The sequence below is a fragment of the Polynucleobacter sp. 31A-FELB genome, assembly GCF_018882405.1.
GTDB lineage: Bacteria > Pseudomonadota > Gammaproteobacteria > Burkholderiales > Burkholderiaceae > Polynucleobacter.
Genome location: NZ_JACVOO010000003.1, coordinates 130097 through 152070 on the forward strand (window position 1 = coordinate 130097; position 21974 = coordinate 152070).

General features: G+C 46.4%; 15 protein-coding genes and 1 pseudogene. 13 read left to right on the top strand and 3 right to left on the bottom strand.

What is annotated here, in order from left to right:
- The 4 genes and pseudogenes from yidC to mnmC all read left to right on the top strand — a co-directional run.
- Nucleotides 1-1677: a membrane protein insertase YidC gene (yidC, locus tag ICN30_RS03465; RefSeq protein ID WP_216273212.1), complete on the top strand. Its 1677-nt coding sequence runs from the start codon at nt 1-3 to the stop codon at nt 1675-1677.
- Between the two features lie 41 nt (nt 1678-1718).
- A complete protein-coding gene (gene mnmE, locus ICN30_RS03470) occupies nt 1719-3098 on the top strand; it encodes a tRNA uridine-5-carboxymethylaminomethyl(34) synthesis GTPase MnmE (RefSeq protein ID WP_370626581.1) in 1380 nt (459 codons plus the stop codon).
- Between the two features lie 89 nt (nt 3099-3187).
- Nucleotides 3188-5035, top strand: a complete 1848-nt coding sequence (locus tag ICN30_RS03475; RefSeq protein ID WP_216273216.1) for a phosphoenolpyruvate carboxykinase (GTP) — start codon at nt 3188-3190, stop codon at nt 5033-5035.
- A gap of 47 nt (nt 5036-5082) precedes the next feature.
- Nucleotides 5083-6174: pseudogene (gene mnmC, locus ICN30_RS11635) on the top strand (FAD-dependent 5-carboxymethylaminomethyl-2-thiouridine(34) oxidoreductase MnmC); the annotation flags it as partial.
- On the opposite strand, the gene ICN30_RS03480 reads toward mnmC, so the two are convergent.
- Both ICN30_RS03480 and dprA read right to left on the bottom strand, forming a co-directional pair.
- Complete coding sequence (locus ICN30_RS03480) at nt 6144-8822, bottom strand: DNA topoisomerase III (RefSeq protein ID WP_216229616.1); 2679 nt, start codon at nt 8820-8822, stop codon at nt 6144-6146. The pseudogene mnmC and the gene ICN30_RS03480 overlap by 31 nt on opposite strands.
- 198 nt (nt 8823-9020) lie before the next feature.
- Nucleotides 9021-9719 carry a DNA-processing protein DprA gene (gene dprA / locus ICN30_RS03485; RefSeq protein ID WP_216229617.1) on the bottom strand — a complete coding sequence of 233 codons (699 nt, stop codon included), beginning with the start codon at nt 9717-9719 and terminating at the stop codon, nt 9021-9023.
- Nucleotides 9720-9790: 71 nt separating this feature from the next.
- On the opposite strand from dprA, the gene def reads away from it, so the two are divergent.
- The 9 genes from def (at nt 9791) to ICN30_RS03530 (ending at nt 21211) form a co-directional block, all read left to right on the top strand.
- Nucleotides 9791-10306: a peptide deformylase gene (gene def / locus ICN30_RS03490; RefSeq protein WP_197712879.1), complete on the top strand. Its 516-nt coding sequence runs from the start codon at nt 9791-9793 to the stop codon at nt 10304-10306.
- Between the two features lie 7 nt (nt 10307-10313).
- The gene (gene fmt / locus ICN30_RS03495; protein ID WP_216229618.1) at nt 10314-11336 is read left to right on the top strand and encodes a methionyl-tRNA formyltransferase; all 1023 of its coding nucleotides are present in this window, start codon (nt 10314-10316) and stop codon (nt 11334-11336) included.
- Nucleotides 11329-12195: a zinc metalloprotease HtpX gene (gene htpX, locus ICN30_RS03500; protein WP_216273219.1), complete on the top strand. Its 867-nt coding sequence runs from the start codon at nt 11329-11331 to the stop codon at nt 12193-12195. The genes fmt and htpX overlap by 8 nt, the downstream gene beginning before the upstream one ends.
- 1 nt (nt 12196) lies before the next feature.
- Complete coding sequence (gene rsmB, locus ICN30_RS03505; RefSeq protein WP_216229620.1) at nt 12197-13510, top strand: 16S rRNA (cytosine(967)-C(5))-methyltransferase RsmB; 1314 nt, start codon at nt 12197-12199, stop codon at nt 13508-13510.
- Nucleotides 13507-14088 (top strand): DUF4390 domain-containing protein, encoded by a 582-nt coding sequence (locus ICN30_RS03510; protein ID WP_216229621.1) that lies wholly within the window; start codon nt 13507-13509, stop codon nt 14086-14088. The genes rsmB and ICN30_RS03510 overlap by 4 nt, the downstream gene beginning before the upstream one ends.
- Nucleotides 14085-16394, top strand: coding sequence for an ATP-binding protein (locus tag ICN30_RS03515; protein WP_216273220.1), 2310 nt, complete (start codon nt 14085-14087; stop codon nt 16392-16394). Before ICN30_RS03510 ends, ICN30_RS03515 begins: the two co-directional genes overlap by 4 nt.
- 2 nt (nt 16395-16396) lie before the next feature.
- Nucleotides 16397-17077: a response regulator gene (locus ICN30_RS03520; protein WP_216273222.1), complete on the top strand. Its 681-nt coding sequence runs from the start codon at nt 16397-16399 to the stop codon at nt 17075-17077.
- 107 nt (nt 17078-17184) lie between these two features.
- Nucleotides 17185-19389, top strand: coding sequence for an OsmC domain/YcaO domain-containing protein (locus ICN30_RS03525; protein ID WP_216273224.1), 2205 nt, complete (start codon nt 17185-17187; stop codon nt 19387-19389).
- A gap of 442 nt (nt 19390-19831) precedes the next feature.
- On the top strand, nt 19832-21211 hold the full coding sequence (locus ICN30_RS03530) for a TAXI family TRAP transporter solute-binding subunit (RefSeq protein ID WP_216273226.1): 1380 nt from the start codon (nt 19832-19834) through the stop codon (nt 21209-21211).
- 121 nt (nt 21212-21332) lie between these two features.
- Here the strand turns inward: ICN30_RS03530 and ICN30_RS03535 are convergent, their stop codons facing one another.
- Nucleotides 21333-21974 (bottom strand): response regulator transcription factor, encoded by a 642-nt coding sequence (locus tag ICN30_RS03535; protein ID WP_216229626.1) that lies wholly within the window; start codon nt 21972-21974, stop codon nt 21333-21335.

Consider the following 21974-nt stretch of genomic DNA (forward strand, 5'->3'; position numbering starts at 1 on the left):
ATGGACTTTAAAAAAACAATTCTTTGGGCAGTCTTCTCTATGTCGGGCCTGATGTTGTACAACAACTGGCAGGTTCACGAGGGAAAACCATCGATGTTTGGTGGAAGCCCTGCAAGCACTGCTGTTGTAGCTGATAAAGCTCAAGCAAGCAAAATTGATATTCCATCCCCAGTACAAAGTCCCAGCATTCCAGCGCCGAACCAAGCGCCCGCCATTGTTGCTAACGCAATTGAAACATCAGAAAAGTTTGTATTGCAAAACGATGTGTTGATTTTGGAAATCAGCGCCAATGGCGCCAACATTATTGATGCGAAGCTACCTAAGCAGCTGACAGCAGAAAAGAAGCCTGTTGAACTATTCCAATACGCACCGAACCATAAATACTTTGCACGCTCTGGCTTAATTGCTTTGGGTAATGCGGATCTACCTAACCACACCACAACATTTAAATTAGTGCAGTCCGGGAAAGATGGATCCGGCAAACCTTTTATTGTTTTAGCTAGCGAGCGCAATGGCGTAAAACTAGAGAAGACATTTATCTTAAGTCCCGGCAGTTATGTTGTTGATGTTGGACATCGCGTTACACAAAGCAATGCAAATGCAGCGCCACTAGTTCTCTACACAGAGATCGTGCGCGATGCTTCACAAGAGCAAAAAATTGGACCCTTTGATGGCGCGTTCTCTGCAAGCACCTTCACGGGTCCTGCCGCTTACACCGAAAAAGAAAAATTCAATAAGCTGGAATTCACGGCGATTGATAAAAACAAAATTACTATTCCTACGCAAGTGCCGGCTGGGGATCCTGCATGGATTGCCATGGTTCAGCACTACTTTGCCAGCGCGTGGATTCCCGGTGACAAGACGGCGCGAGACATTTATGCGGGAAGAATTGATAACAATCTTTACCGCATTGGCATGCAAACACCCTTGGGCGTAGTTGCACCAGGAACAACCGTTGTTGAAAAAGCAAAGCTGTTTGTAGGCCCGCAAGAGGAAAGCGTTTTAGAAACGATTGCCCCAGGGTTTGCTTTGCTCAAAGACTATGGCTACCTCACCATTCTTGCCAAACCTATTTTCTGGTTGCTAGAAAACATTCACTCCTATGTTGGTAATTGGGGTTGGTCAATCATCTTGTTGACCATCTTGATTAAGCTGGTGTTCTTCCCGCTGTCCGCTGCTAGTTATAAGTCAATGGCACGCATGAAAGAAGTTCAGCCACGTTTGCTTGCGATGAAAGAGCAATACAAAGGTGAGCCACAAAAATTAAACCAAGCGATGATGGAGATGTATCGCAAGGAAAAAATTAATCCTTTGGGCGGTTGCTTACCGGTAGTTATTCAGATTCCTGTATTTATTTCTTTGTACTGGGTTCTGCTGTCTTCAGTGGAAATGCGCAATGCACCATGGATTGGTTGGATTCATGACCTATCAGTTCCGGACCCATATTACATTTTGCCAATCATCATGGCAGCATCTATGTTTGTGCAAACCAAACTAAACCCAACGCCACCAGATCCAATTCAGGCGAAGGTGATGATGTATATGCCGCTAGTGTTCTCGGTAATGTTCTTCTTCTTCCCTGCGGGCTTGGTTCTGTACTGGGTGGTAAACAACTTGCTGTCAATTGCTCAACAATGGCAAATCAATCAAATGTTTGGAAAGAAGCCAGCTAAATAAATTTTTAGCTGCCCAAAGATGAATACGGAGTGCCCGCAATGATGACTAGAAAGTTGCCCATCATTGCGGTTGCCACCGCACCAGGCAAAGCTGGTGTTGGAGTCATTCGCATCAGTGGGGCTCAGCTTTTGCCGCTGTCTGAGGCTTTATTTCAGAAGGCGCTTTCGCCCCGTCAGGCCAACTTACTGACACTTCGTGATGCGCAAGGCGAGTCGATAGACCAACTCATTGCCATTTACTTTGCCGCCCCCGCCTCCTTTACTGGTGAAGATGTTTTAGAGCTGCAGTGCCATGGCGGGCCACAACTTTTAGAGTTGGTCATGAAGCGTTGTCTTGAGCTTGGGAAAGATCAGGGCTTAGTAATTGCTGAACCTGGCGAGTTTTCCTTGCGCGCCTACCTCAACAACAAAATCGATTTAGCGCAAGCAGAGGCTATCGCAGATTTAATTGACGCCCAAAGTGAGGCGGCAGTTCGTGGTGCAGCACGCTCATTGCAAGGAGCTTTTTCAAACGATATCAATAGTTTGATTGAAGAAATTACCCAGTTACGTATTTTGGTGGAGTCCACCCTAGACTTTCCTGAAGAAGAGATTGAGTTCTTAGAGAATGCCCAGGCTCGCGAGCGCCTCAGTACGGTAATGAAAAAGTTGCAAGGACTTCGTGAGGGTGCAAAGCAAGGAAAAATTTTGCGTGACGGCATCCAGTTGGTTTTGGCTGGCGCCCCCAATGTTGGAAAAAGCTCCCTCCTTAATCGTTTGGCTGGTGAGGAGGTGGCCATTGTCACGCCTATCGCTGGAACTACAAGGGATCGGGTTAAGGAGAGCATCACCATTAATGGGGTACCTATGCACATCATTGATACCGCTGGCTTGCGTGAGACTGGTGATCTAGTTGAGGCAAAAGGCATCGAAAGATCTTGGGAGGCCATCCGAGCTGCCGACCTGGTTATATTTCTACAAGACCCAAGCTCTACAGACAAAAACAATAACGCTGAGGCCTCGGGGCTGAAAGCCCAAATTTTGCAAGCGCTCCCCCCAAAGTGCCCCGTCCTTGAGGTTTGCAACAAATCAGACTTGCTGGGCGAATCCGCAATAAATCAAGACACAAACCCCCGTTTGCTGATTTCGGCCAAGACGGGTGATGGTATTGAGCTGCTAAAACAGAAAATCTTAGAGTCTGTGGGTTGGGGCGGCACTCAAGAGGGTGCTATCTTGGCACGTAGACGACATTTGGATTGCTTAGATAGGGCTGCCACCCACTTAGATAAATCTCAACAATTCGCAGCAGATGGCAACATATCGCTGGAGTTATTTGCAGAAGAGCTCCGTTTAGCGCAAGATCAGCTAGGGCACATTACTGGAAAACTGCTCCCCGATGACCTTTTGGGCAAGATTTTTAGCCAATTTTGTATTGGCAAGTAAAGGGTTTGCTCTTGGTGGGCCAAGCCCTAAAAATATGCCCAAAATGTTAAAATAGTGCGATCAAAAATATTACATTTCATAGGACTCTCATGACTATCAATACCAATGCACCTGAGTACGTAAAAAATCAAAAACTGATTCAATGGGTTGCCGAAGTGGCCGCCTTAACTAAACCAGACAAGATTCATTGGTGTGATGGTTCCCAGTCTGAATACGATGAATTTTGTGAGTTGCTGGTAAATGCCGGCGTATTCAAGCGCCTCAACCCAGCTAAGCGCAAAAACGCTTTCTTAGCATTGTCAGATCCAGATGATGTGGCTCGTGTTGAAGACCGCACGTTTATTTGCTCTGCAAAAAAAGAAGATGCAGGCCCGACAAATAACTGGGTAGAGCCAAGCGAAATGCGCGCCACTCTACAGCCATTGTTTGATGGTTGCATGCGCGGCAGAACAATGTACGTAGTGCCATTCTCAATGGGCCCAATTGGTTCCCCAATCGCCCACATTGGTGTTGAGCTTTCTGATAGCCCATATGTTGCTATCAATATGCGCTTGATGACTCGCATGGGTAAAGCAGTGATTGATCAACTTGGCGCCACTGGTGAATTTGTTCCTTGTATTCACACTGTTGGTAAGCCTTTGGCTGCTGGCGAAAAAGACGTTGCGTGGCCTAACAACAAAAACAAATACATCGTTCACTATCCAGAGACACGTGAGATTTGGTCTTTTGGATCTGGCTACGGTGGGAATGCATTGTTAGGTAAAAAATGTTTTGCTTTGCGTATCGCATCCAATATGGGGCGCGATCAAGGCTGGTTAGCTGAGCACATGTTGATCTTGGGCGTGACTTCACCAGAAGGTAAGAAATACCATATCGCTGCTGCGTTCCCATCTGCCTGCGGAAAAACCAACTTCTCTATGATGATTCCTCCAAAGGGCTTCGAAGGTTGGAAGGTCACTACAGTTGGTGATGACATTGCATGGATCAAGCCACGCAAAGACCCTGTTACAGGTAAGACACGTTTGTTTGCGATTAACCCAGAGTCTGGTTACTTTGGCGTTGCTCCAGGAACAAATCGTCAAACCAATCCAAACTGTCTCGATTCATTAAACCAAGACGTAATCTTTACTAACGTTGGCTTAACTGATGATGGTGATGTTTGGTGGGAAGGTTTAACTGATACACCTCCAGCGCATTTAATTGATTGGCAAGGCAAGGACTGGACTCCTGCTGATGGCGCTGCTGGTCGCAAAGCTGCACACCCAAATTCACGCTTCACTGTAGCTGCTACCAATAACCCTGCAGTTGATCCTAATTGGGATAATCCTGAGGGCGTAGCGATTGATGCATTCTTGTTTGGCGGTCGTCGCTCGAACACGGTTCCATTGGTAAGTGAAGCGCGTGACTGGGTAGAAGGTGTTTACATGGCCGCAACAATGGGCTCTGAAACTACTGCTGCTATTACTGGTCAAGTCGGCGTTGTTCGTCGCGATCCTTTTGCGATGATTGCATTTGCTGGCTACAACATGAGCGATTACTTCCAACATTGGTTAAACATTGGTAGCAAGCTTGCTGCTGAAGGCGCCGTGTTGCCAAAAATCTATTGTGTGAACTGGTTCCGCAAAGATGAAAACGGTAAGTTTGTATGGCCTGGTTTTGGTGAAAACATGCGCGTGTTGTCTTGGATCTTGGGCCGCGCTGAAGGCACAGCTAGGGGCAAGGAAACTGTATTTGGCATTTGTCCAGAGCACGCTGATATGCATTGGAATGGTCTCGATTACTCAGTAGACAAGTTTGAAAAAGCGATTACTGTTGCTGTTGACGACTGGAAGAACGAGCTCAAACTTCATTCAGAATTGTTTGAGCATTTAGGTGAGCGCTTACCTAAAGAGTTGGTCGAAGCTCGTAGCAAAATCGAGAAGCGCTTAAACGCCTAGGCATTCCCTAGAGGTTTAAGAAGCATTTTCAAAAACATCTTTATTTAATGACCTTACCCCAACACCATGACATCGTGGTGATTGGGGCAGGCATTGCTGGCTCCAGCATTGCCAGTGAGTTGCTTGAGCGCGGTCAAGCGGTCTGTATTATTGACTCAGCCCCTCACCCCGCATCAGCATGTTCTAGTCACGCTTACGCCATTGCTCACCCACATGTTGGTCGTGGCGCCCCCCGTTTATTGCGCCTAACTCGCATTGCCTTTCTGATAGCCGAAGCTCGATGGGGCAAGGTCTGGAATCAGCACGGCATCTTTCAGCCAAACAAAAAAGACAAAGTTTTTAATCGGGATGATGTTGCAGGTTACCTGCGTTCACTCGATCTTGATGAGGGGATGGCACAAGCACTTGATGCGAATGATGCTATGCGGGCTTGTGGAATTTCTCAAGATGGCATTTGGCTTCCACGGGGCGCATCATTAAATCTGTTTGAAGCAACTCAAGATGCGTTAGCCCCCCACCCAAAATTGACTTGCAGCTGGAATACTCCCGTAGCTCGTCTGGAGAAGGTAAATGCCGGCTGGCAATTAATCGACCCTCACGATAGACCCATCATGATTGCTGGCAAAGTCATTATTGCGACAGCGCTTGAAACGAAAAAGTTAGCTGCAAGTATTGACGTACGACTTCCTTTGAGGCCGGTACGTGGACAGCTAAGCATTTTTTCTATTGATGAAAATAGTTCGTGGGCAGCAAGACTACCTCACACCGCTATATCGGGCGATGGCTATTGTTTGCCAGCCAAGAAATTGCCTGATGGAAATTATCAATGGATAGTGGGCTCTAGTTTTGATGAGGGGGAGTCTGATCTTCGGGATTGGGATGCTAGTGATGACTTTAATCGTGAACAGGCAAGAGGCTTGCTGAATTATGAACATGGTGACCTTAGCCAACTTCAAAAGTCAGGAAGTTTTGTAGGTGTTCGTTGCGTCGCTGGCGATCGTTTGCCGATTATTGGCGCACTGACTCAACGCCCAGGGATATTTTTGGCAACAGCCCTGGGGTCGAGAGGCGCACTGTGGTCGGCTTTAGCCGCCAAACTCATTACTACTCAAGTGCTTGAAGATGACTTTGCTTTGCTGGCACGCTTGGGTTTTGCTGCAGACTTAGTTGCTGCACTAGCGCCCGCACGCTTCTTTGCTGGCGCTTTAGCGGCAGCACCCGCTTTGGGTGCTTTTGCTTCAAACTCAAAACCAATTTTGCCGTCGGCACCCAAAGCAAGATAGGCCTTAAAGCCACGACCAGTACGGTTTGATTTGAAGTTGGTCAGCAAATCTGTCTTACCCTCGGCGAGCAATTTTTGAACTTGCTCAGCAGAAATTTCTTGTTGCAAAACAACCTTGCCTGTTTTGAAATCACATGATTTTTCTGGCCCAGTATTTCTTTCGCATAAATAGCGCATGCCATCTTCATATACAGCGCCAGAACATTTTGGACAAACGCCTAAGGCTTGGCGGCCAGTAAAGTCGATCGCCTCAGACTCATCTTCTTGAGTATTGCCAAAATCAAATTCAAGCTTGAAGCCTGCATTTGGATAATCCTTATCATCCTCAGGAATTTCGCTTAATTTGATAATCGCCGCAAATGGCCTACCCATTTTGCTGCGGAACCCCTGCAATGGCCCAATAGTTTTTTCACGCAGCAATTCTTCTACTTCTGGATATTCAAATGCGCGACCACCCGGAGTTTTACTAATCGTAAAGCCGCACTTCTCACATGCAAAGCGACGATAGTTTTCTTTAACCGCGCCTTTACAGTGTGGGCATGGCGTAGACATAGTGGCATAGTCACCAGGAATCGTGTCGCTGTCATATTCTTTTGCGCGCTTGACGATGCGTTGGGTCATCTGGGCAATTTCTTGCATGAAGGTGTCGCGATTCATCTCGCCACGCTCAATCAAGGAAAGTTTATTTTCCCAGCTGCCCGTGAGATCGGGGCGCGTCAATTCCTCAACATCTAAGCCGCGCAAGAGTGTCATTAATTGGAATGCTTTAGCTGTAGGAATGAGCTCGCGTGCTTCGCGCACCATATATTTTTCTGCTAGCAGGCCTTCAATAATGGCTGCGCGCGTTGCAGGTGTGCCCAAGCCCTTTTCAGCCATCGCTTCGCGCATCTCATCATCATCCACCCACTTACCGGCGCTCTCCATTGCTGATAATAAAGTTGCCTCGGTGTAGCGAGCTGGTGGTTTGGTTTTTAATGGGATCGCTGAGATAGATTCAGTTTGAACAGTTTCACCTTCTTGCACTGCTACCAACTCATCATCCGCTTGATTAGATCTGCCGTACACCGTTAGCCAACCTGGTGTGACCAGTACGCGACCTTCAGTTTTAAAGTGGTGCCCTGATGCTTCGGTGATCCGAGTGGTGACGCGGAATTCAGCTGCGGGATAAAACACCGCCAAGAAGCGACGCACAACTAAGTCATACAGCTTTTGCTCGGGCTCGCTCAGGCTCTTTGGAGACTCTAAGGTGGGGATGATTGCAAAGTGATCGGATATTTTTGAGTTGTCAAAAATACGTTTGTTTGGTTTGATCCAGCCATATCCAGCCTTAGCCTTTGGATCCTTGGGATCGCCTTGCAAAATTTGTTTGGCGAAGGGGCGATATTCTTGTGAATGTTCAGCCAAGTTTTCCATGGTCTGCTTCACGGTTTCTAGATAGTCTTCAGGCAATGCTTTTGCATCTGTACGTGGATAAGTAAGTACCTTGTGACGCTCGTAAAGTGCCTGGGCTAAACCCAAAGTATTTTTAGCTGAGAAGCCAAAGCGTGCATTGGCTTCACGTTGCAAACTTGTTAAGTCAAATAGTTGCGGCGCCAGTTGAGTGGCTGGTTTTGCTTCTTCTTTAACGCTAGCCTTTTTATCGCGGCAGGCTGCAACAATACTTTGCGCTGCTGCTTCGCTCCACAAGCGATTTTCACGCGCATCAGGCGCAGCCGCATCTTTCTTAAACTTCGGATCAAACCAACGACCTTCATACACGCCAGCCGCAGCAATAAATTCTGCCTTCACCTCCCAATAATCTTTGGAGATAAATTTACGGATGAGCTCTTCGCGCTCCACCACAATTGATAGTGTGGGTGTTTGTACTCGACCAACTGTTGTTAGAAAAAATCCACCACTCTTGCTGTTGAATGCAGTCATGGCGCGAGTACCGTTGATTCCCACAAGCCAATCGGCCTCAGAGCGGCAACGCGCTGCATCTGCTAGTGGTTGCATATCGCTATCGCTACGTAGTGAGGCAAAGCCATCACGAATGGCTGCTGGCGTCATCGACTGTAACCAAAGTCGCTTGATTGCTTGGGGTGCTTTTGCGTGCTGAGCAATCAAACGAAAAATCAACTCACCTTCGCGTCCCGCGTCACATGCATTAATAAGTTCATTAATATCTTTACGCTTAATGAGCTTTTGCAACACCTTAAGTCGCGATTCAGTTTTAGCAATCGGGCGTAAATCAAAATAGGGTGGCACAACCGGAAGATTTGCAAATGACCACTTACCGCGTTTGACATCAAATTCTTCGGGGGCGGCGATTTCTAATAGATGGCCAACCGCGGAAGAAATAACAAAGTCATCACTCTCGAAATAGTCCTCATATTTAGTGAAGCCGCCCAAAGCTTTGGCAATGTCATTCGCAACGGAAGGTTTCTCCGCAATGATCAGTGCTTTAGGATGATCTACGGTTGAGGTCTTTGAGCTGCTTTTTTTGGTAGTTGCTTTAGTTGCCACGCGTTTTGCCTAAATTTGAGCTTGAAATCATGTTTTTAATGGGTAGAAACGGGCGACCAATTTAAACCAGATCCTGGGTAAACCCGCCGCACCCCTCTTTTTTATTATTAACCGATAAATTAACAAAAGTCCAAAACCCGCATTTTTTGTGAGCTACTAGGGGGTCTTATGAAGGGTCAATTTAGTCAAAATAGGCTTTTAAAGCCTTTTAAATGAGGTTTTTTGGTATTTTGGTAACTCCTCAAGAATATCTTCCGGGGATTGGACCAGTTTGGCACCTTGCTGCAGAAGTTGGTGGCAACCCTTGGAAAGGGGGTGGTGAATCGATCCGGGAATCGCAAAAATCTCCCGGCCAAGCTCGTTCCCCAGCCTGGCGGTAATCAGCGAACCAGAGCGCTCAGCTGCCTCAATTACAAGAATTCCTAGGGCTAGGGCCGCAATGATGCGGTTTCTGCGTGGAAAGTGCCAGGGTTTTGGACCCAACCCTGGGGCTAGCTCGGATACCAAGAGCCCGGCACCAGCAATCGCCTTAGCCAACCGAAGATGCTCTCTTGGATACACGATATCCAGCCCTGTTCCGCACACCGCTAAGGTTGGATAGCCTTGATTTGGTCCAAGAGCCCCTAGGTGGGCAGCGCCATCAATCCCTTTAGCTAGGCCAGAAACAATCAGATAGCCCTCTGCAGATAGGGCCTGCGCAAAATAGTGGGCGTTTTTGATTCCTTCTGGGCTAGCGGCGCGCGACCCAACAATGGCAATCATGGGCAAATTTAGCAGGCTAATGTCCCCATATATATAGAGTGAATGAGGTGGGTCGCATAAATCTAGCAAGCGAGCTGGGTAGCCAGGGGAATTCCGGCATATTTGAATATTGTGAGGATTTTTTGGAATGTGCATAAAGCAATTTTCAGCATAGGGCGAGAGAGAACTATCAGGACAGCCTGATTACTCTGTTGGATAATTCCGATATGGCTTTATTAACTGTCCTTTGTTATCCAGATCCGCGCTTACACAAAGTTGCAAAACCCGTGGCGCAGGTAGACGCACGTATCAAAAAAATTGTGGCTGATATGGCCGAGACAATGTACGAAGCTCCCGGAGTTGGTTTGGCTGCAACTCAGGTGGATATTCATGAGCGAATTGTTGTGATTGACGTTTCAGACAATCAAGATGAATTAATGGTGTTCATCAACCCAGAATTAGTTTGGGCGAGCCCAGAAAAAAAATCGTGGCGTGAGGGTTGCCTCTCTGTACCCGAGTATTACGATGAAGTAGATCGTCCAGCAGTCGTGCGAGTGAAGGCGCTTGATATTAACGGTAAAGAATTTGAAGTTGAGGCAGATGGTTTGTTATCGGTCTGCTTGCAACATGAGATGGATCACTTGCAAGGCAAAGTATTTGTTGAGTATCTCTCGATGTTGAAGCGCAATCGCATTTCTCTCAAAATGAAAAAGCGCGCAAAAGAATTAGTAGGCGAGCGCTAAGCGCCCAATGAAAATAGTTTTTGCTGGCACCCCAGAGTTTGCTGCGCAAGCAATGCGTGCAATAGATGGCGCTGGCCATCAAATCGTTTTAGCGCTTACTCAGCCAGATCGTCGTGCAGGTCGCGGCATGCATCTGCAGGCTAGTCCTGTAAAAGTATTTGCACAAGAAAAAAACATTCCCGTATTACAACCAGAAACGCTGAAGCGGGGGCATGCAGATCCACAAAAGAAGATTGCCGCTCAACAGGCTTATCAATATTTATCTGATATTGATTTTGATGCGATGGTAGTTGTTGCTTATGGATTAATTCTTCCCCAAGATATTCTTGATATTGCCTCTCGCAATGGTAGATATGGCTGCTTTAATATTCATGCCTCCTTGCTGCCAAGATGGCGTGGTGCGGCACCGATACAGCGTGCTATCGAGAGTGGCGATGCCACTACAGGTGTGAGCATCATGCAGATGGATGCGGGCTTGGACACTGGTGATACCGTTTTGGTAGGTGATTTACAAATTACACCTCACGAAACCAGCACATCACTCCATGATCGTTTGGCAGTCTTGGGTGCGGAGCTCATGGTCAAGACGCTCAATGACTTGGATAAAGACCCTGGCATCACAAGAACTCCACAGCCTGGCATAGGCGTTACCTATGCAGAAAAAATATTGAAGAGCGAAGCGGAGATCGATTGGCATTTAAGTGCCACTGAAATTGATCGACGTATTCGAGCTTTTAATCCATTCCCTGGGTCCACCAGCAGCCTCCATGGTGAGCAACTCAAGTTTTGGAATTCTTGCTTGCCTAGCAAAGCGCCAAAAAGCCAAGACGCCAAGCCCGGACAGGTTTTAGGATTTGATGGAGATGGCGCATATGTTCAATGCGGCGATGGTGTGATTGAGATCTTAGAAATGCAAAAGCCTGGCGGTAAAAAGATTGCTGCTAGTCTCTGTATTTCAGGTGGCACTACTGCTCATTCCCCCATGAGGTTTGAAAAGCTCGCAAATAAGCAAGGATTTAAGAATGTTTAATTTGGCAAAGACAGCTATCTTGATGGCGGCAATCACCGCACTGTTTGTAGTGGTCGGTGGCATGCTAGGTGGTGAGCAAGGAATGCTCTTGGCTTTGTTGATGGCGGCTGGAATGAACTTTTTTAGCTATTGGTTTTCAGACACGATGGTGCTCAAAATGACCAATGCGCAACAAGTAGATGAGCGCTCCGCGCCACAGCTCTACGCTTTGGTTCAAGAGTTGGCGAATAAAGCTGGGCTGCCCATGCCCAAAGTATTTTTGATTGACGAGGATGCCCCTAACGCCTTTGCGACCGGTCGAAATCCTGAGCATGCCTCCGTTGCAGCAACCACTGGCATTCTCAGAATATTGTCTGGCCGAGAATTGCGGGGCGTTATGGCGCACGAGCTTGCCCATGTCAAGCATCGGGATATCTTAATTTCTACTTTAGCCGCAACCATGGCCGGTGCTATTTCAGCCTTAGCCAATCTTGCGATGTTTGCAGGTGGCCGAAATTCTGAGGGCCGACAAGGTAATCCGTTGGCATCATTACTGGTCATGATTTTGGCGCCCTTGGCAGCCAGCCTAATTCAGATGAGCATCTCCCGCGCACGTGAATACGAGGCAGATCGTGGTGGCGCAGAAATTAGCGCTGATCCCGAGGCGCTAGCGCAGGCCCTACAAAAAATTCACGCTTACTCCCAAAATATTCCATTTCAAGCAATTGAACGACACCCTGAAACCGCGCAGATGATGATCATTAATCCTTTGATCGCTGGCGGACTCTCGCAACTTTTTTCTACTCATCCCCCGATGGAGGAGCGAGTAGCTCGTTTAAACAGTATGGCTAAAAACGGGGTTTACCCCGGAGCGGAATAATTTGACTGATCAAAAAACACCACGCAGTCTTCCGCTATCAGAGGCAATCACTATTTCTGCACAAGCCATTGGCGAGGTGATGTTGGGGCGATCACTCACAGAAGTATTGGATCAGCTCGAGCCCCATGAGCGCCCCATTGTGCAAAGCCTCACATTTGATGCTTTGCGTAAGTGGGTGAGGTCGCATGAGTTTATTCAGGAATTTATTCCAAAACCACCACCACCAGAGGTGGAATATTTATTAAGCGTAGCGATGGCATTGTTTTTGCAGGGCGTAACCGAAGGCAAAGGATACGCGGCACATACGATCGTTGACCAAGCTGTCAAAGCCTGCAGTGAGTATGAGCCTACGATGTATGCCAAGGGTTTGGTAAATGCTGTACTTCGCAAGGTGAGCCTCGCAGTTCAGGCTGAGAATGAGAAGCCGTATCCACCAGATCCAATCCCAATGTTTTTCCCGCCCTGGTGGCGAGCCAGTTTGAAGCGAAACTATTCAAAGGCTTGGCAGGCAATGTTGATTCAGCAAGCTCAACGTGCGCCATTAATTTTGCGAGTGAATGTTAAACAACATACGCGCCAGGAATATCAAGAACTATTGCATCAAGCGGGCATAGTTGCCGAGCCTATTAAGGATGTCGTTGGGATTAGACTGGATTCTGCTTTGCTCTTGCGTGAGCCGGTGCCAGTATCTGATTTGCCGGGCTTTTATAGTGGCGCAGTTTCTGTTCAAGATGCAGGCGCCCAAATTGCAGCCATATTGCTTGATCCAAAACCGGGTGAACGCATATTGGATGCTTGCGCAGCGCCTGGGGGCAAAACTGCCCATTTACTAGAGCTAGCGCAATGCGAGATGACTGCCTTAGAGCTAGATGGAGAGCGCCTTGGAAAAATTGGCGGCAATTTAGATCGTTTGCGCCTTCAGTCTGATGCTGTTCGAGTGGTCCGCGGTGATGCCTCAAAGGCGGCTTGGTGGGATGGCAAGCCATTTGACAAAATTTTATTAGATGCACCCTGCTCAGCATCTGGCATTGTTGCTAGACATCCAGACATTCCATTTCTGCGTCGTGAGGCAGATATTAAAGCCCTACAACTAAGACAGCGGGCTATATTGGAGCAGGCTTGGAAGATGCTCAAGATTGGCGGCACGCTTTTGTATGTGACTTGTTCCGTGTTTCCGGAGGAGGGCGAAGATCAGGCAACTTGGTTTGCGGTAGAGCATGCCGATGCGTTACGATTAAGCGCCCCCGGACAAATTTTGCCCGCCGAGCTAAATGATGGTTTTTATTACGCTTTGTTTAAGAAAAATGGTGCATGAGCCAAGGCATTAAACAATTCTTTCTTTGTGTGTTGATAGCGCTGAGTGTATTTTCAGTGGCAGCAAGCGCAGAGGGAATCAAACTTAAATCTGCCGACCTTGAGCGGGTGGATGGTGACTGGCTATTAAATGCCACATTCCAGATTGAATTAACCCCAGGCTTAGAAGATGCAGTTCAAAAAGGCGTGGTCTTATATTTTCAGACTGAGTTTGATGTAACCCGTTCACGCTGGTATTGGTTTGATGAAAAATCTGCCCTTGCGCAACGACTAACCCGATTATCTTATCAGCCGATGACGCAGCAATATCGTATTGCTTCCGAAGGTTTTACCTTTTCTGCCAAGACCATGTTTGAAGCTTTGCAGGCGGTTGGTAGTATTGGGGGTTGGCGAGTAATTGACGGCAGCCAAGTTGATCCAAGTAAGTCTTACACTGCGGCATTAAGAATGACTTTAGATTTAAGTAAGCTGCCAAAGCCATTTCAAGTAAATGCATTAAATAATCGCGACTGGAATGTCACCAGCGATTGGCTGCGCTTTCCATTCCTGCCAAATGGCCCCAACATCATTAAACGATGAAGATATCTTTAGACTTCATTGGATCCAATGCCTTTGAGAAGGATGCCTGGAAAAGACGAGCACTACCTACAGCCATGGCGGTGATCGGGGCTTTTGCCCTCTTGCTTTTGGTGCTGCTGTCAATCGCAACATCAAACACCGAGTTTTTTGATAACTATTTTATTTGGCTATATGCGGCCAATGTAATCGTTGGCATTTGTTTAACCTTGGTCATTCTGACTTTGGTTATTGTGATTGCTGTTCGTTGGCGCAAGGGCCGATTTGGTACGCGTCTAGTAGCAAAACTGGCTATGATTTTTGCCTTGGTTGGCGTTGTCCCGGGATTAATTTTGTATGGCGTATCCCTGCAGTTCGTGTCCCGTAGTATTGAAACTTGGTTTGACGTTCAAGTAGAGTCTGCATTGGATGCTGGGCTTGAGTTGGGGCGCGTTACTCTGCGCGTTGCACAAGAAGAGATATTGGCTGAGGGCAATTACATCGCCGAGCAAATTGTGCAGATCCCTTCTGGAGCAACTTCTGAACAAGTTGGCGCTATGGTGATGAAGGCTCGCAATCAATTTGGCATTCAAGAGGTTAGCCTATTTACTATTCAGCGTAATTTGATACTAACCAGTGAGTCGCGACCCAAGAAATATTTTCCGGCACCCGCCCCAGAGGTCATTGCGGAAGCATTTAAAAAGAAGGGCGCCACTTTTGTAGATCAAATTGAAATGGATGGCGGGCAGCGCGGGTATCGCATAAGGGCTATTGTCCCAATTGTGCGTAAAAAACATATCGCCAACAAATCAGATGCTGGTAAAGAAATAGAGGATAAATATTTTCTGCAATTAGTTCGCTTCATTCCTGGCCCTTTGGCTAAAAATATCGTTGCGGTTGAGTCTGCCTACAGCGACTATCAAGAAAAATCATTAGGCAGGACCGGTCTGCGAAAAATGTTTGTGGGTACGCTCACATTAACGCTATTTTTTGCACTATTTGTTGCGGTTACGCTGGCTTTAGTTCTGGGCCGTCAGTTAGCCAGACCTTTGTTAATGTTATTAAAAGGCACGCAGGCTGTTGCTCAGGGAGACCTGTCTCCTAAACCAGAGCTCGATACTGGCGATGAGTTGGGTATGCTCACGCGGCAATTTAATGTGATGACTCGCCAACTTGCCGACACCAGAACATCCTTGCAAGAATCCAAATCATTTCTAGAGACGGTATTAGGAAATTTAACTGCCGGTGTTTGCATCTTTGATAAGAGCTTTAATGTGGTGTCTAGCAATGCAGGCGCTGATCGTATCTTTGGACAAGACTTAACGCAAATGGATGGACGCCCTTTAAGTGATAGCCCAAGTCTTGTTGAGTTTGAGCAGGCCATTAAAGAAGGCTTTGCAACTATGAAGTTAGCGGTCGCCGCGGAGAGTGGTCAGCCGAAAATGGATGCCAATAAAACAGCGCCAGTATGGCAAAAACAAATTCAGCTCCACAGTACAAATGAGTTTGAGAATGAGCCTGGCGTCACTTTATTTATTCGCGGAACCGAATTAACCGCGGACTTACGTATGGTGGTCTTTGATGATATTACTGATGTAGTGAGTGCTCAGCGCTCCATTGCTTGGAGTGAAGTGGCAAGGCGCCTTGCGCACGAGATCAAGAACCCGCTGACCCCTATACAACTCTCAGCGGAGAGATTACAGCATAAGTTGGCTGGTAAATTGAGCCCCGAGCAGGAAGAGATGATGAATCGCAGTACGGAAACCATCATTGGGCAAGTTCAGGCCATGAAAGAAATGGTGAATGACTTTAGGGATTTCGCGAAGACACCAAGCCCCCAACTGAAATCACTCTCTATTAATACTTTGACCAAAGAGATCTTGGGCCTTTATGAGGGAAGCCCGTTAAGAACCCAGCTTGATTCGCAGTGCCCAAATATTATGGGTGACCCCACTCAACTGAGACAGATTATTCATAATCTTTTGCAAAATGCACAAGATGCTACTCTTGAGGGCAAGCATCAGGCTGAACCAGTTGAAGTAAAAACAGAATTGGTGTCTTACGGAGAGCTTAGTGGTGTGCCACAAAATGCGGTGCGATTAACAATAAGTGATAGCGGTTCAGGTTTTCCAGCTAAGATATTGGCAAGAGCATTTGAGCCGTATGTAACAACAAAGAGTAAGGGCACCGGATTGGGTCTAGCGGTGGTGAAGAAAATCGTTGATGATCATGGTGCCAAGATCGAAGTCCGGAATCGTATGCAGGGAGATGAAGTGATCGGCGCACAAGTATCAATTTTGTTTATGAATCTGGCAAAAGAGGCAGCATAAGAATGGCAAGTATTTTGGTGGTCGACGATGAGATGGGAATCCGAGAGCTTCTCAATGAGATTCTGACGGATGAAGGCCACACCGTTTATGCGGCAGAGAGTGCCATGCAGGCTCGCACAATCCGCGAGCAAATGCGCCCAGACCTTGTTTTGCTGGATATCTGGATGCCAGATGTTGATGGCATTACCCTGTTAAAAGAGTGGTCCAAGACCGGACAGCTCACAATGCCGGTAGTCATGATGTCTGGACATGCCACGATCGATACCGCGGTTGAAGCTACACGTATTGGCGCGCTGAACTTTTTAGAAAAGCCGATTGCGCTTCAAAAGCTACTAAAGACAGTTAATAAAGCGCTGGAGAGTTCCCCTAAGTATGTGGAGCCAGTTGAAGAGAGGGCTGCGTCAGCATCTACGTCAAGCCCAAGCCCTAAGGCGGTGGTCAGCGAACAGGCGCCCCAAGCCCAAGATGGCGAATATATTAGCGGGATAGCCAAAACCTATTTTGATTTGCCGCTCCGAGAGGCTAGGGACTTATTCGAAAAAGCCTACTTTGAGCACCAAATGATCATTATGGGCGGCAGTATGACCAAGATTTCCGAATACACAGGTCTCGAGCGTACTCACCTTTATCGCAAGTTAAAGGCCTTGGGAATCGATACGTCACGCAATAAGGCCGAGCAGTAATACACCTGCCATCAGTCTTGGCAATGAATCTTTGTGGCCATTGATGCGGCACACAGCATTGCCGATGCGACGGATAATGGTGCCCATATCATCTCGGAATTACTCCCATGGAAATAAAGGTTAACTTTCTCGAAAAGTTGCGTCTTGAAGCCAAGTTCGACGACTTCACGGTGATTGCTGATCAGCCCATTCGATATAAGGGCGATGGTTCAGCCCCTGGACCTTTTGATTATTTCCTAGCTTCATCGGCCTTATGCGCGGCCTATTTTGTGAAGTTGTATTGCGATACACGCAATATTTCAACTGAGAATATTCGGCTTTCACAAAATAATATTGTTGATCCAGATAACCGCTATCAACAGATTTTCAAAATTCAGGTTGAATTGCCGGAAGATATCTCCGCAAATGATCGTCAGGGCATATTGCGCTCGATTGAGCGCTGCACAGTAAAAAAAGTTGTTCAAGCGGGGCCCGAGTTTGTTATCGAAGAGGTCAAGAACTTAGATGCTGATGCGCAGACTTTGTTGACGCTGAAGCCAGCCTCTGAAGCAAGCACCTACATCGCGGGGAAGGATTTACCGCTAGAGCAAACCATTGCCAATATGTCTAGCGTGTTGGCAAACTTAGGAATCAAGATTGAAATCGCCTCATGGCGCAACCTAATTCCTAATGTGTGGTCTTTGCATATTCGTGATGCGCACTCGCCAATGTGCTTTACAAATGGTAAAGGCTCTACCAAGGAAAGTGCTCTGGCCTCAGCGCTTGGTGAGTATATTGAGCGACTCAGCAACAATCACTTTTACGCCGGGGCATTCTGGGGTGAAGATATTGCTAATGGTGCATTTGTTCATTATCCGAATGAACGCTGGTTTAAGCCGGGGCCAAAAGATTCGCTCCCCCCAGAAATTCTTGATGAGTATTGCCTAAAGATTTTTAATGCTGATGGTGAACTACGTGGCTCACATTTAATTGATACCAATTCCGGTAATGTCGAGCGCGGGATTTGTTCTTTGCCATATATTCGTCAGTCCGATGGCGAGACAGTTTATTTTCCATCGAACCTCATTGAAAATCTCTATGTCAGTAATGGCATGAGTGCTGGCAACACCTTAGCTGAGGCTCAGGTGCAATGCTTGTCAGAGATTTTCGAGCGGGCGGTGAAGCGAGAAATTATTGAAGGTGAAATTGCTTTACCTGATGTGCCACAAGAAGTTCTCGCTAAATATCCCGGCATTCTGGAAGGCATTCAGAGTCTTGAGGATCAAGGTTTTCCAGTATTAGTCAAGGACGCATCATTAGGCGGCGTCTACCCAGTCATGTGCGTTACTCTGATGAACCCAAGAACAGGCGGAGTATTTGCATCCTTTGGCGCCCATCCAAGCTTGGAGGTGGCGCTTGAGCGGAGTTTGACTGAATTGCTTCAAGGCCGCAGCCTAGAGGGCTTGAATGATTTACCCCCGCCCACTTTCGCAAGTGAGGCAGTGACTGAGCCAAATAATTTTGTTGAACACTTTATTGATTCAAGTGGAATTGTGTCGTGGCGATTCTTCAGTGCAAAATCAGATTACGATTTTGTTGAGTGGGATTTTTCTGGCAAGGGCGAAAACTCAAATGCTCAAGAGGCTGCCACCCTATTTGGCATTCTTGAATCTTTGGGTAAGGAGTCATACGTTGCGGTATATGACCAGTTGGGTGCAATCGCATGTCGAATCTTAGTGCCAGGGTATTCCGAGGTTTATCCAATAGAAGATTTGATTTGGGATAACACCAATAAGGCGCTGTTGTTCCGCAACGATATTTTGAATTTATCAAATTTGAATAATGCCGGATTGAATGCGCTACTTGAGCGCTTAGAAAATAATGAGCTTGATGAGTACGGCGATATTGCTACATTGATTGGCATTGAATTCGATGAAAATACGCCTTGGGGTCAGCTAACAGTTCTCGAACTAAAGCTATTGATCCATCTTGCCTTAAAGCAATTTGAAGAGGCTCATGAGCTTGTCGGCGCCTTCCTTCAATACAACGACAATACAGTAGAGCGCAAATTGTTTTATCAGGCTTTAAGTGCGGTACTCGAGATTGTCCTAAACGATGATCTCAATCTTGAGGACTACGAAGTCAATTTGCGTAGAATGTTTGGCGCCGAAAGAATGGATGCTGTCATGGGCTCAGTCGACGGAAGTGTTCGTTTCTATGGATTGACTCCAACCAGCATGAAGTTAGGGGGCCTCGATAGGCATCATCGTCTAATAGATAGCTATAAGAAACTGCATGCTGCCAGAGCAAAGGCTGTAGCTAGCGGTAGTTAGGGCTACGGTAAGAGCATTTGGCAGCAATTTTCAGCGTTTACCCAAGACTTATCGGCGATAGACCCGTTTTTCGGGCTGGAATAGAGTTTCATTTATAATTCCAACTCTTGGCCTGGTAGCTCAGTCGGTAGAGCAGAGGATTGAAAAGCTAGGATAGAGGACTAAAACAGTTCTGCACATTGGGTCTTAGCTGGTTGCGACCCGCCGCCCTACAAGCACCGAATCTCGTGGCTTCCAGCGGTTTCGAATATCGCCCGAATGGCATCGACAGCGTCTAGTTGGAGAAATATTTTTTCACATATAGAGCCGCAAAGTTTAGCCATAGAACTCTGAATCTTTTGATTAAGCAATAAGAATTTAAATAGATTCAAGCAAGGGATTGTTGTCTAATAAAAGAGTAAGAGCCAAGTGTTAATTTTTTAATCTCTCTTTGGGCGCACTAATGTCTAGAAATCCCTCTCTAATTTCTCATCTTCGAAATTCTTTGGCTCAAGAGCTTCACTCATGGATGAATTTAATTAGAACTGATTGGCACTGGTTATTGCTGCTATGCGTTGGCATAACCGCTTTAATTATTCTCAGCCGCCCTTTGCCGCCAAAGGATGTTTATTTCGCTGTTGGACAAGAAGGCTCAACATTTGAAATGCTTGGAAAAAAGTTTATTCCCTATTTTGAGGCTGAGGGTGTTCACCTTCACTTGGTTAATACCCAGGGCTCCGCAAAAAGTCTTGTCGATCTTGCGGATAAGGGAAACGCTGTTAATGCGGCACTCATGATTGGCGGTGTAGCCGATAGCGGGGCCTATCCAGGATTGAGATCGCTTGGAAGCGTTGAATATGCTCCACTTTGGCTGTTTTATAGGGGGCCAGAATTTCATGGACCAAAGCCATTTGCGTATTTTTCAACCAAACAAGTCTCGGTTGGCCCGAGTGGAAGTGCGGCCGAGATTATCTTGCGAAGGATATTGGCTTTAAGCGGAATTTCCATCGAGGGTCGACCTAATGTGCTCAAAATACCGAACAAAGATGCTATTTCAAGATTGCTGAGTAATGAGATTGATGGAGTGTTCATTATGGATGGATTTAATAGCCCTAATATTCAGGAGCTATTACAACATCCTGACATCCATGTTCTCAATTTTAGTTATGCACCTGCCTATGTAAAAAAATTACCCTACATGAGTGTGGTGACTATTCCTAAGGGCTCTTTAGATCTAAACAAAGCCTACCCCGCTGAAGATATACAGATGTTAGCTTCAACAGTCACCCTCTTAATTGGGAAGGATATGCATCCTGCGGTACAGAGCATTTTCCTTTTAGCCGCGGAAAAAATTTCTAATGAACTAGACCAATTCTTTGCAAAGCCAGAATTTTTTCCAGCTTATGTAGATCATGCAGTTGCAATTAGTCCGATTGCTAAAAGATTTTATGAGGGCGGCAGGATGCCGATGTTGGAGCGACTACCAGTTTGGCTTTCAAGTTACATCGATCGCATGTGGCTTATATTACTAGGGCTATTAGCAGTAATTTATCCAATTTTTAGGTTGTTACCTAGCTATAGAAGTAAGCACTCGCTAATGATTATTGAGGATGGCTATGATGAGATTCAAGAAATTGATCAATTATCTGCGAATACAAATAATCCAGATCTCCTTAGGAAGTTATTGATTAGGTTGGAGCAACTCGATAAAGACACCCGAGATGGGTGGGTATCCTCAGAGGAGAAGAATCGTCTATACACAATGAAGGGTGCACTTAATTTAGTGCGTAACCAAGTCTTATCAAAATTAGAGAAGAATGCTTCTAGCATTAATGAGAACTAATTCTTTGGGTCTTTAGGTGCCATATCCAATAAAACCTCGATAGATAGAGGATGGTTGATTATCCGTTCCATTTAGAACAAAAAAGTTAAGCGTCTGGTTAATAGACGCTTGCTATGTAAAATTATTGCTGATGAGAGATGGCTAGCTTTAATAAACTTGCCGCTCTATTCACTCCGAGCTTATCCATGACATTGGCTCGATGTGCTTCAACTGTTTTGAGTGAAATATTTAAAGTCTCACCAACCTCTCTATTGGTGCACCCTGCAACAATGCACTCTAAAACTTCTCGTTCGCGTTTCGTTAGAGTTTTTAGTTTGGACTGCGCTGCTTGCACTTCTAAATTTTGCTTTTGCTCTAGATAAGCTTTTGACAACATATTCTCTACTAGACTACAAAGTTGATTTTCTTTAAACGGCTTTTCTAAAAAATCTACTGCGCCTTGTTTAATTGCTTGAACGGCTAATTTCACTTCCCCATATCCAGTAACTATCGCAACAGGAAACAGGTGACCATCCTCACGAAGCCTATTTTGAAGTTCAATCCCCGACATGCCTGGCAGTCTCATATCCAATAGGGCGCAAGCCACTGTTGCAGAATCGGTGCTGGCAAGTGCTTGTAAAAAACGCTCAGCATTTTCATGACAGCTCACCATAAACCCATTTGATTCAAGTAACCAGGATAGCGAATCCCGCGTTGCCCCATCATCATCTACTATATAAACCACGCCAGATTTAACGGGTAATTGATTGGTATTTCTGAGCAT